The organism is Guptibacillus hwajinpoensis (genome assembly GCF_020171785.1).
GTDB classification, from domain to species: domain Bacteria; phylum Bacillota; class Bacilli; order Bacillales; family Guptibacillaceae; genus Guptibacillus; species Guptibacillus sedimenti.
On the sequence record NZ_JAIVAE010000006.1, the window covers coordinates 1 to 11,911 of the forward strand.

General features: G+C 42.8%; 12 protein-coding genes. 10 read left to right on the plus strand and 2 right to left on the minus strand.

The window, feature by feature from the left end:
* Positions 1-256: 256 nt before the first annotated feature.
* Entirely contained in the window at positions 257-931 is a 675-nt protein-coding gene (locus tag LCL91_RS09295; RefSeq protein WP_224881906.1) for an MgtC/SapB family protein, read from the plus strand.
* Between the two features lie 65 nt (positions 932-996).
* On the opposite strand, the gene LCL91_RS09300 is transcribed toward LCL91_RS09295, so the two are convergent.
* Both LCL91_RS09300 and LCL91_RS09305 read right to left on the minus strand, forming a co-directional pair.
* The gene (locus tag LCL91_RS09300) at positions 997-1,605 is read right to left on the minus strand and encodes a polysaccharide deacetylase family protein (RefSeq protein ID WP_224881908.1); all 609 of its coding nucleotides are present in this window, start codon (positions 1,603-1,605) and stop codon (positions 997-999) included.
* 13 nt (positions 1,606-1,618) lie between these two features.
* Complete coding sequence (locus tag LCL91_RS09305; RefSeq protein ID WP_224881910.1) at positions 1,619-2,641, minus strand: glycosyltransferase; 1,023 nt, start codon at positions 2,639-2,641, stop codon at positions 1,619-1,621.
* A 193-nt stretch (positions 2,642-2,834) separates the two neighbouring features.
* Between LCL91_RS09305 and LCL91_RS09310 the strand changes: the two genes are divergently transcribed.
* The 9 genes from LCL91_RS09310 to LCL91_RS09350 all read left to right on the plus strand — a co-directional run bounded on the left by LCL91_RS09310 (position 2,835) and on the right by LCL91_RS09350 (position 11,858).
* The gene (locus LCL91_RS09310; protein WP_224881913.1) at positions 2,835-2,996 is read left to right on the plus strand and encodes a hypothetical protein; all 162 of its coding nucleotides are present in this window, start codon (positions 2,835-2,837) and stop codon (positions 2,994-2,996) included.
* Positions 2,997-3,186: 190 nt separating this feature from the next.
* A complete protein-coding gene (locus LCL91_RS09315; protein WP_425589676.1) occupies positions 3,187-3,453 on the plus strand; it encodes a YhdT family protein in 267 nt (88 codons plus the stop codon).
* Positions 3,450-4,916: a sodium/pantothenate symporter gene (gene panF / locus LCL91_RS09320; protein WP_224881917.1), complete on the plus strand. Its 1,467-nt coding sequence runs from the start codon at positions 3,450-3,452 to the stop codon at positions 4,914-4,916. The genes LCL91_RS09315 and panF overlap by 4 nt, the downstream gene beginning before the upstream one ends.
* 363 nt (positions 4,917-5,279) lie before the next feature.
* Complete coding sequence (locus LCL91_RS09325) at positions 5,280-6,653, plus strand: M28 family peptidase (protein ID WP_224881918.1); 1,374 nt, start codon at positions 5,280-5,282, stop codon at positions 6,651-6,653.
* Between the two features lie 187 nt (positions 6,654-6,840).
* Positions 6,841-6,933 carry a putative holin-like toxin gene (locus tag LCL91_RS09330; RefSeq protein WP_224594651.1) on the plus strand — a complete coding sequence of 31 codons (93 nt, stop codon included), beginning with the start codon at positions 6,841-6,843 and terminating at the stop codon, positions 6,931-6,933.
* Between the two features lie 386 nt (positions 6,934-7,319).
* Positions 7,320-8,564, plus strand: a complete 1,245-nt coding sequence (locus tag LCL91_RS09335) for a M20 family metallo-hydrolase (RefSeq protein WP_224881919.1) — start codon at positions 7,320-7,322, stop codon at positions 8,562-8,564.
* Between the two features lie 4 nt (positions 8,565-8,568).
* Entirely contained in the window at positions 8,569-10,173 is a 1,605-nt protein-coding gene (locus tag LCL91_RS09340) for an amidohydrolase (protein WP_224881920.1), read from the plus strand.
* Positions 10,170-10,391: a DUF3311 domain-containing protein gene (locus tag LCL91_RS09345; RefSeq protein WP_224881921.1), complete on the plus strand. Its 222-nt coding sequence runs from the start codon at positions 10,170-10,172 to the stop codon at positions 10,389-10,391. The genes LCL91_RS09340 and LCL91_RS09345 overlap by 4 nt, the downstream gene beginning before the upstream one ends.
* Complete coding sequence (locus LCL91_RS09350; protein ID WP_224881922.1) at positions 10,392-11,858, plus strand: sodium:solute symporter family protein; 1,467 nt, start codon at positions 10,392-10,394, stop codon at positions 11,856-11,858.
* Positions 11,859-11,911 lie beyond the last annotated feature (53 nt).

Here is an 11,911-nt window from a genome sequence, read left to right on the forward strand (position 1 = left end):
CCCTTTTTCTTAATTCAAATGTAGAATGTGGTTTTCTCGCCATTACCTTTTTCCCCCTTAAACTCACTTGTCTCGTATCTTTATGATACCTCATGTGTCCATTATAAGGGGGTCAACCACTGTCACCGCCCGTTTTTGCTCGCAATTTGTCGAATGCTTCATATAGTCTTTCGCCTCATTCTAATATTTCCTTCAAGTGAATAGGGTAATAGAGAGATGGGGTCCTTCTCTATTCCAACGGTGGAGATGACGAACGATGGTGATTGTTCTAATTAAATTATCTGTTTCTGCTTTACTTGGATTATTGATTGGAATTGAGCGAGAATTAAAGCATAAGCCTCTTGGATTAAAGACGTGCATTGTAATTGCAGTCAGCAGCTGTTTGTTAACGATCGTGTCAATTGAGTCAGCGGAAACATTCGCTGAGCTTTCTCCGAATATCCGAACTGATCCGATGCGGTTAGCGGCTCAAATTGTTTCTGGGATTGGTTTTATCGGTGCTGGTGTCATCTTAAGACGAAACAATGACGCGATTTCAGGGTTAACGACAGCTGCTATTATATGGGGAGCATCGGGATTAGGCATCGCAGCTGGTGCCAGTTTTTACTATGAAGCGTTCGTTGGGGCTGGTCTTATTCTGTTCAGCGTCAACATCCTACCCTGGATTATAAAACGCATCGGTCCAAAAGCCCTAAGGCAGCGTGAAATGCGGGCAAAGTTAACCCTGAAAAAAAACGTAAACGTGAGTCATTTTATGAAAGCCATTGTTGCGAATGACTTTGAAATTCGTCACGTACGTGTTCGTGATACGAAAGAAAAAAATCCACAGATTGAGCTTAAACTAATGACGTTTGAGAAGAATCATACGACAGACATTTATGAGCAGCTTCGAAAAGTGGACGGTGTGAATGAAGTTGAGGTGGAGGGGTAAATAGGACGTTTTGAGTAGTAGGGAGAAGAGGAGGTGGCTATCAAAATTAGCCATCTCCTCTTTTTCTACGAAAGTATGGTAAATCCATAGCCATCTGAACGTATTCGTTCAATAAGCTCGGGCAATATTTGAACCGTTTGCTTCAACTCGTGCAGAAGAATAATCGCTCCATCTTCAAGGTTTGGAATGACATTACTCAATATTTCTTCCGGATGACAAGCGAGTTCCCAATCCATTGAGCTAATACGCCACATGACCGTCTTTAATCCAAGATCTCTAGCAGCTTTCGTCGTAGCAAGGTCGTAGCGCCCGAATGGCGGTCTGAAATAAGTCACGGGGGTACCGGTGATATCCTCGATTTTTCGTTTGCTTCTTTCGAGATCCTCGTATTGTTCGGCATAACTGAGCTTGCTTAAATTAAGGTGTTTACACGAATGAGTGCCAATGACATGGCCTTCATCTAGCACCCTTTTCCAGGCCCTAGCTTGGTAAAGTAGCCGTGACTGCCAGAAGAACATAGCTGGTACCTTCTCTGTTTTTAGGATATCAAGTAGCTCTGGGAGAACGCGGCCGGGACCGTCATCAAAGGTTAAAATTACTTTCTTCTCAGCTGAGTTTTTATGCGTGATCACATCATGATTAGGAGAGTCGTACACGACCCTTGTGTGATCCACTACTCAAGGACTTTTAATCATTTGAGTTATCCCCTTTCTTTAAAAGGTTTAAGCTGAACGCATACATGTTAAGTATGGCGGCTATTTCTAGTGTTGCGGAGTGATGTTTTTCTACGTACTCCGCCGCTTGTTGGCCGAGTATTTGGCGAAGAGATTCCTGCTCAATGAGGCGAAGTGCACAAGTAATAAATTGCTCGACGCCTTCATAAACAAGTCCTGTTTTGTTATGCGTAACAAGGCTCAAATTTCCTTTGTTTTTTGACACAAGAACCGGTAGTCCGTAGCTCATCGCTTCAAGTATAGCGGAGGATTGTCCTTCGCTATGGGAGGTGTTCAGTACGACATCGGCACGACTGTACACCCCTTCCATTTCACTATGAGGGATAGCGCCTTCATACTTCACCCACTCGCTATCGCGTATTAATTCCTTAACGAGTTCTCCCTCCTTCTTTTCAATCACTGGTCCGACAATCGTTAACCTAATCTCAGGATGAGTTTGACGCAATTTCTGCAAACTCTCGATCGCGAAGGGAATGTTTTTAACTTCTCGAATGCCTGCTGGAAGGAGAAAATGGAAGACATCAGAAGTCTTTTTAGGTGAGCGCTTACTACTTAAGGATCTCGTTCCTTGTGCAATTACAAACAACTTTCTTTCTAGAGCTGGTAAAACCTCTAGGATACGACGCTTCGCTTTTTCATCAAAAACGTGTACCGCGAGCGCAGCTTTCAAGCAGGCGATCACATCATGCTGTCTGTGTGGATTCGTTAGATCATGATTCAGATCCGTTCCAGTGAGCGTAATCGTATATTTGGTGATCGGAATGCTTAAGGTTTTCATAAACTGATAAAAACGATAAGCGTTAAAGCCATGAATTAAATCTGCTTCTTTTAGAACCGCGATCGAATTTGTTTGTTCGGTTATAGAAATGACTTCCGTCTCAATATCTGCTTCGTTTAACCCCCGGGCGATACGCTGGACGGTAATGGTATTACCACGAAGCTGATGATAGAAAGGCGTAGCAAGAATTACTTTCATGTATGGGCTCATCCTTTTGGTAGACGGGCGGGACGTATGGCGTAGTACAGCAGTGCCTGTTGCGTAGTGCCTGACACCACCCGGTATTTGTCGTATGTTGTCTTATTAGTTTAACAGGATTTATGGTGATGCGCGGGTATTGTGTTTCATCTTGCTTTCATTTAGTTTATTAAAGGTAAGGAGGGTGACAGAAATGAAGGGTTTTTTCGGAAGATTGATGGGGTTAGAGAAGTGCATGATTTGTAAGAAGAAGCCTGTACGTCCACAGTATTATTTAGATGATGTGGGCAATCGGAAGCCGGTTTGTTATAAATGTGTTACTTATGCTGAGAGAAGGGCTTATCGGAAGGCGTAGTTGTACTTAAATAAACGTTTGTTTAAACAGGACATAAACCAAAGCGTCGGTAGATGATAGGCGTTTTTTTGAATGTTTTACCAACTGATCAATCACGATAAAATCTTATCACTATGGTTGAAGCTTTCTTCTGGTTATAATAGAACGAGGTTTGTCTTAAAGGAGGAAAAGCATGGAGCAACACGATAAGATGCCAAAAGATGATCCACGCTATCGAATCGCCAATCGTGAAGCGCTCATCGGCGTCGTTCTTGTTATCATTAATTTTATTATATGGTATGGGTTTGCTTACGGTTTTGGATCAAAACCAGTAGATGACTATCAATATATATGGGGGCTGCCAGCGTGGTTTTTCTACAGCTGTGTGCTCGGAACCGGGATTGTGATCGTCCTCGTGATTTTAGCGGTTGTCTTCTTGTTTAAAGAAGTTTCGTTTGATGAGGAGGAAGGCGAATGAACTGGGACGTTGTGATTCCACTCCTTATCTTTCTTGTTATCATTTTTTTAATCGGGTTCTATGCTTCTACCCATTTGAAATCAACATCGAACTTTTTACAGGAGTATTTTCTTGGAAGCCGTGAACTTGGTGGATTTATTCTTGCGATGACAATGGTTTCTACATATGGAAGTGCAAGTAGCTTCATTGGTGGTCCTGGTGTCGCTTACACGATGGGACTTGGCTGGGTCCTCTTATCGATGACGCAGCTCGCCACAGGTTATTTTGTATTATCGGTGCTCGGGAAAAAGTTTGCTATTATGGCTCGGAAAATTCGAGCGGTTACGTTAATTGATTTCCTAAAGGAGCGTTATCAGAGTAAAGGCGTGGTTATTTTATCTGCGCTTAGTATTATCATTTTCTTGTTTTCTGCGATGGCCGCTCAGTGGATTGGTGGCGCGCGGCTCATTGAATCGTTAACCGGCCTACCTTATACGGGAGCGCTGTTTCTTTTTGCCGCCTCGGTTCTTGTCTACGTTATTATCGGTGGATTTCGAGCGGTAGCGATTACGGACACAGTACAGGGTGTTGTGATGTTCGGTGGAACACTAGTCATTCTCATCGGAACTGTCATTGCTGGTGGGGGTGTTGAAAACATTATTACGACGCTAGGGGCTGAAAATCCTGATTTGATCTCTCCATTTGGCGCTGATCAATCTCTGACACCGCTGTACGTCTCATCTTTCTGGATTCTGGTAGGTGTTGGTGTTGTTGGGTTACCACAAGTGGCTGTCAGAGCCATGTCTTATAAAAGTTCAAAAGGGATGCACCGCGCTCTCATTATCGGAACAATCGTCGTAGGTGTGATCATGCTTGGAATGCACCTCACGGGCGTATTTGCGCGTGCCGTTTTACCTGGAATTGAAGTTGGCGATACGGTAATGCCGAGGATTGCACTAGAGGTGCTACCATCCTGGCTTGCTGGGATTGTTCTAGCAGCGCCAATGGCTGCGATCATGTCGACAGTCGACTCTCTGTTACTTCTCGTTAGTTCTGCGATTGTGAAAGACATTTACTTGAATTATGTGAAGCCTGAAGCAAGTGATCAAACGATCAAGCGATTTAGCGTAGGTGTGACCGCAGTATTAGGCGTATTAGTATTTGCGATGGCCGTCAATCCGCCTGAACTTCTTATCTGGTTAAATTTGTTTTCATTTGGGGGACTTGAGGCGGCCTTTATTTGGCCAGTCGTTATGGGACTCTACTGGAAACGAGGGAATGCGAGTGGAGCAATGGCCTCCATTCTTGTAGGTGTTGGCAGTTATATTGGCTTTCATACGTTTATGCCAAATGCGTTTGGGATGCATACGGTTGTGTTCCCGGTGTTACTTTCGCTTCTTGGTTATGTGAGCGTCAGTTTGCTAACGACGAAGAAGCATGCGAATGTGCAGGAGGAAGTGCTCTTGAGATTGTGGAGAGCGTGATAACGGTATAACGGTGCCTGTCACCACCCGCTTTTTGAGAGAAATTGTCGAATGAAAGCTAAGGAAATATTGAAGAGCTCTTCATCTTTGAAGGGCTCTTTGTTGATTTGACTAAAGGATGATTTCGTATGTGGTCAAAACGATCACAAAACTTAATGCGACTAAAAAATGACCGAGAATGCTCATTTTCTCTACACATATATCTTAATTTCGACTGAACTAGAGTAAATTAGTGCAATTTCTTCTAGGTTAAAAGTCCAGTTTTTACTACCCTACCTCTTTTTAGACTAGATTCCTTAATTTACTAAACATTGGATTAATGGAATAATTATGCTGATCACTAATCTTAAGGAGGAATTTCGTTTGCGAAAGAAAGCGGTTACAGTAGCTCTTGCCACGGGTTTAGTCCTAAGTCCTATGTCTTTCACTGTTGATGCGGCAAAACCGGTACCAAATGAACAAGCTGACCATGCGTTTGACAACAAAGTAATTAAGAAAATCAGTAGTGAAAACATGTATAACAACATTGCCCTCTTATCAAAGCAACCTCGTGAAGCTGGTACGGAAGGGGAGTACCAAGCCGTTCAGTACATAAAAAGCGAGTTTGAGCGGTATGGGTATGAGACTGAATTGCAGCCGTTTACCATTCAAGAGTGGGATGGTGGAACTTCATCGCTTGCCTTGAATGATCAAGTCTTTCCTGGCGATGTTCATACGTTTGAAGGCTCGATTAACGATCGTGTCTCAGGATCCCTTGTATATGTAGGACTTGGGTCTAAAGATGAAGTGGGCGATGAAGTAGCGGGGAAGATCGCATTAATTGAGCGCGGTTCTTATAGTTTTTACGAAAAAATCCAGAACGTCTACGATAAAGGAGCGATTGGCGTTATTATGTTTAACGGCGAAGGACGCTCTGGGAATTCATTTGGCTATGCTTATGAAGGACAAGATATTCCAGCTGTAGGAATTACAAGAGAAGCGGGTCTTCAACTTGTTGATCAACTGAAAAAGGAAGACGTTCAAGCGACTGTAAGCGTAGAAAACGCTGGGACGGTTGATAAAACTTCTTATAACGTCATTGCGAAAAAAGAGCCTCATCCGAATAAAGACACCGGGCAAATTGTGACCGTTGGCGCGCATCACGATTCTGTTCCAAATGGACCAGGGGCAAACGATGATGCTTCAGGAGTAGCTGCTACGCTTGAGCTAGCGAGAATTATGGCGAAAACCCCTACTGATACGGAACTTCGATTTGTCACTTTTGGAGCGGAAGAAAAAGGATTGGTCGGCTCCTATTATTATGCGGACTCTTTGACTGATGAGGAGATCGAAAACTCAGTCGCTCATTTCCAATTGGATATGGTTGGGAGTCGCGATGCAGGAGAACTTATCATGTTCACTCCTGATGGAAATAAGAATCTCGTCACTGATCTTGGTGCCTCAGCTGGAGCAAGGATTTCAGGCGCAGTTGACTATGGTGAACTCGGTCGAAGCGATCACGTGCCTTTCTTTCTAAAAGGAATTCCAGCGGCTCTCTTTATTCACGCTCCGCTTGAGCCGTGGTACCATTCTCCTGAAGATACAATTGATAAAATTAGCAAAGAGAAGCTTCAAAATGTAGCAGAAATTGTTGGAGCCTCTGTCTATCAAGTGGCAAGACCAGATACGCCAGCTCTTGAAAAAGCGCGCGTGGCACCAAATCCAGCAGACTATGATTTTGATGACAGGCCATTGTAAGAGAAAAGAGGCGGGGATTCCCCACCTCTTTTTGCTTTATTTAGGATGTTAGCAGATGAAGTTTTGAGACCAACATAGGTAAATGGTCTATCCAATTAAGATAGCGGTCTATGATAAGATAATAAGTATCAGTTGCAAAGCAGGGTGGGCGGCGGTACCCCGTTGAAGAAAGGGGGTGCTGCCTATAATGATGAGCACATTTGAGGCGCTTGTTTTAATGATTAGTTTTGCTTCTCTCGTGGTCACAATTATTACGGTTTCTAGTAATAAAAAGAAGTAACCCACCCTGCCCCGGCCAAGGATTAAGGTGAGTTACTTTTTGCCTTTTGAGCCGCCGCTCGTCATGCGGAGCAGCTGTATGGACGCTGGTGCGAAAGCACCGGCGTTCTTTTTTATACCTTATGTTCTCTAGCTTTATTATATGCAATTAGGGTGAGTGTGACAAGAGGGATCGTTCGGGAAGTGGTTGTTCGAACAGTCGATCGGTGCCTGTCACCACCCGGTTTTTGGGTGATTTTGTCGAACGAATGGCAGGTCATTTGCGTCATGCTGCAGATTAAATAGACGAAATATATATAATATTCAATTATTAAACGACATTGTGTACAATGATCATTCAAAACGGCTTTGCTATAGTGAATAAAACGTTGAAAAGGATGAGTGTGAATGGGAATTAACCGCGATCGTTTACAGAGTCATCTTGAAGAATTAGCTAATATCGGAAAGATTGGTGAGACGGGTGTATGTCGTCTAGCGCATTCGAAGGAAGATCGAGAAGCAGTTGAGGTCGTGAAGGGGTGGATGGAAGCTGCTGGTTTGGAAGCTCGTATCGATGGTTTTGGGAATTTAATAGGAAGGATAGAGGGATCCGAGAAGGATAAGCCAATTCTTATGCTTGGATCTCACATCGACTCTCAACCGTATGGCGGGCGCTTTGACGGAACAGCCGGCGCACTTGGTGCGATTGAGGTTGTACATACGATGAAAGATAACGGCATCATACCGAAGCGAACGATTGAGGTGATTTGTTTTTCAGATGAAGAAGGTTCCCGTTTTAACAAAGGTGTCTTCGGTGTGAGAGCACTTGCTGGCCTGCTAGAGGAAGGTGAACTTGAGCGGAAAGATAAGAATGGAATGACGCGAAAAGAAGCACTGAAAGAATTCGGTGTCGAACCTGATCTCACAGAAAGTCCCGTCTACAAAAACGGAGATATTGAGGCATTCTTAGAGCTTCATATTGAGCAAGGGCCTGTTTTAGAATCTAAAAATAAACCTGTAGGAATTGTTTCAGGAATTTCAGGACCAATCTGGCTAACCGTCACGCTTGAAGGATTTGCCGGCCATGCTGGCTCCGTTCCGATGCCATTAAGGCAAGATGCCATGGTTGGAGCGAGTGAGATTATTACGAAATTTGATCACCTCATTAAAGAAGAAGGACAAGAAACAACGGTCGGTACCGTTGGAAGTGTCCAGGTATTTCCGAACTCTCGTAACATTATTCCGGAGAAAGTGGAATTTACGATGGATTTACGTGATATCGATCTTGAGCATCGCACCACGCTCGAAAAAAAGCTCTACACGATTATTGAAGAAGCTGCCTCGATTTACAAGCTTACGTACACGATTACGGAAGACACCAGGAGTGAACCACGCTATTGTGCAGATTGGATTAAAGCAATCATGAGCGAAGAAGATAAGAAACTCGGTTATGAATCGCCCGTTTTAATGAGCGGTCCATTTCACGATGCTCTTTTTATGTCGTATATCAGTGACTACGGAATGATTTTCGTTCGATGTGAAAAAGGCATCAGTCATAATCCGCTTGAATTTGCCGAAATGGATGATATTGAGAAGGGGGTTCAGTTGCTTTATCAGACAGCAGTGCGGATTGCGATCGATGAGGAGGGGTGATGGATTGCAGGCAGATATCATTTTTTTCAATGGCGAGGTTGTTACGGTTGATGAGGCCTTCTCGATTAAAAAAGCAGTAGCAATTAAGGGAAACCGCATTCTTGCCACTTGTACAAATGAAGAAGTGGCACAATTTCAGGGGAAACATACTCAACTCATCGATTTACAAGGCAGAAGCTTGCTGCCTGGGTTTATTGATGCACATGCTCACCTTGAATTGTTTGGCACGAATTACCTCGATGTGAATTGTAAAGAAGTTAGCGGAATCGATGACATTATTAAGAAACTGTCCAATCGTGTTCCTCTTACATCAAAAGGAGAGTGGATTCGTGGGTGGGGATATAATCAAAATGCTCTTGGACGTCATCTCACGAGATGGGATCTTGATCAAGTTTCAACTGAGCACCCGATTATTGTAGTAAGAACGTGTGGACATCTTTCGTGTGTGAACAGTAAAGCGCTAGAAATGGCTGGAATAACACATAATACCCCTGACCCTTCAGGTGGTAAATATGGAAGAGAAAATGGAGAGTTAACGGGCGTATTACTCGAGTCCGCTCATATGAATTTCTTTTTACAAGCGATGCATTCTGAGGAACAAATCCAAACCGGATTGAAGATTGCTTCTGAACATTTCTTAAAGCATGGTATTACGAGTGTACATGATGCAGGAGGTTATGGGCCTTCACATATACGCTCATTACAAAAAGCTGTTTCGTCAAAAGCCATCCAACAACGTGTTTACACACTCTATGGGTCACTTCACGAATCAGGGAAGATGGTAGAAAAGGGACTTGCGAGTGGAATTGTAACTGGTCTTGGCGATGAGTGGTTTAAAATTGGTCCAGCTAAAGTGTTTATTGACGGAAGTAGCAGTGGCCCAACAGCGAAAACCCGAGAGCCATATTCGAGCAATCCTGATGACTCAGGAATTCTATATTTGCAACAAGATGAACTTGATCAATCCCTTATAGAATCACATAGAAAAGGTTGGCAAATTACAGCGCACGCAATTGGTGATCAAGCTGTTGAAATGATGCTTCGAACGATTGAAAGAGGATTGGCTGATACTCCCATCAATCATCACCGTCATCGTATCGAGCATGCTGCGATGACCCCATCTGATCTGTTAGAAAGAATGGGATCTTTAAAAGTTATTCCGATTCCGAACCCAGCTTTTCTCTATGAATTTGGTGATGGGTATGTTCAGGATTATGGAGATAGAACTCAAATTATGTTTCCACTAAAGGACTTTGTCGAAAACAATATCCCTTTTGCAATAGGATCAGATAGCCCAATTACAGATGTAAATCCTCTACTAGGTATTTATGCGGCGGTTACACGTCATAGTAAATCAGGAAACGTGATTGGAAATGAACAAGGGATTTCGATTCAAGATGCGATTAAAGCCTATACATTGTCAGGAGCATATGCGAGTTTTGAAGAAAACGAGAAAGGGAGTATCGAAAGTGGAAAGCTAGCCGACTTTGTCATTCTTAATGAAAGTATTCTTACGTGTAAACCAGATAGGCTAAAGGAGGTTAGTGTCGATCTTACGATGATCAATGGAGAAATTGTATTTTCAAATCAAAAGGAGGGCGTTTTGTGAGTAAAAAGAAATTTACAACGATATATTGTACGTCTTTAGTCATTCCCTTACTTCTACTGATTTTTCCTCTCTTTTCACTTGGAAATCGAAGTACACCATTTATCGTAGGTCTACCCTTTTCAGTATTCTGGGTAATTGCATGGATTATTGTAACATTTTTAATTGTCCTAATGATGTATATCTTAGATCCAGATAAAGACGAAGAGGAGGTGCAGTAAATGGAAGCATGGCAAATTGCAATGATTATTATGATTGGTTATTTGGTTATTGCTCTTGTAATTGGTGTTTTGGCTGGAAGAAATCAGGATAAAAGCTCACTAGATGAATTTGCAGTAGCAGGTGGAAAGTTAGGACTTTTCGTGATGTGGTTCTTAATGGGTGGAGCAGTATTTAGCGCCTTCTCGTTCCTTGGCGCACCAGGCTGGGCATATTCAAAAGGTGCACCTGCTCTTTATATTCTTACATATACTGCTTTTGCCATTCTTCCATGGTACATTATCGGTCCGAAGATTGGTAAGATCGGAAGGAAGTACAGCATTTATACTGTTTCAGGCTTTTTGAAAAAGAGATACAATAGTCGAGTACTTCCAATATTAATTGGTTTGATTGCGGTGCTTGCCTCAATTCAGTATTTAGCCACCCAGATGAAAGGCATGGCTTACATATTTAATATTATGACGGAAGGAAGAATTCCTTTCTGGCTTGGTGCGCTTGTTTCTTACGGTATCGTTGTTGTGTATGTTGCAACAGGAGGCTTACGAGCGGCAGCGTGGTCAGATGTTTTTCAAGGATTACTCATGATTATTATCTCCTGGGTGGTTGGTCTGGCTATTGTGAACCAGCTTCACAATAGTGTATCAGGGATGTTTACTGACCTGGTGGATGCAAAGCCTGGTTTTCTTGAGATTGGAAATCAAGGGTCAGCTATGTCACCAACTGCTTATACTACCACAATTCTAGTATCGGTCATTGGGTTTCTCATGTGGCCACATCTTTTCTCGAAATCATACGCTTCAAATGCCAGAACGATCAAAAAAACCGTGCTTGTCTATCCGATTTTCGCCTTGTTTTTAATTCCGTTATTATTTGTAGGGTTCGCGGCTGCCAATGTTGTAGATGCTTCACTCATCGGTTCACCTGATGAAATTCTTCCTTACTTAATCACCGCTGTATTAAGCTTGCCAGGGTGGGTGTATGGATTAGTTGGTGCAGGTGCTCTTGCTGCCGCCATGTCTTCAGCTGATGCGATTACTCATAGTGCTTCTCTTGAATTTACAGATGGTGTAATTAAAAATGTGAAAACGGATCTAACGAACAAAACAACCCTTCTTTTGATGAGAATCGGTGTTTTCGTGATTGGTGGTCTTGCATATTTTATTACTGTTTTCGGTGGCCAAGGATTAATTGCCTTACTTCTTGGCGCTTACGGCTCCATTGTTCAATTTGCGCCTGGCGTTTATGGTGCCCTATACTCAAGGCGGATCACAGGTTCCGCTGTTATCGTCGGACTTGTGGCTGGTACATTTGTGAATTACTATTTTCAACTAGTAGCTTCAAGCACACCTTTTGATATCCACGCAGGTATTTTGGGGTTAATCAGTAACATTGTTCTTGTAGTGGTTATATCAAGTTTTACTCAACCAAAAAGCATGCAAATGGCAGAAGAGTATCGGAAAATTGGTTAACTTAAAAAGTGGTGTGCGTGAATGCATGCCACTTTTTTATGAGATTCTTAGAT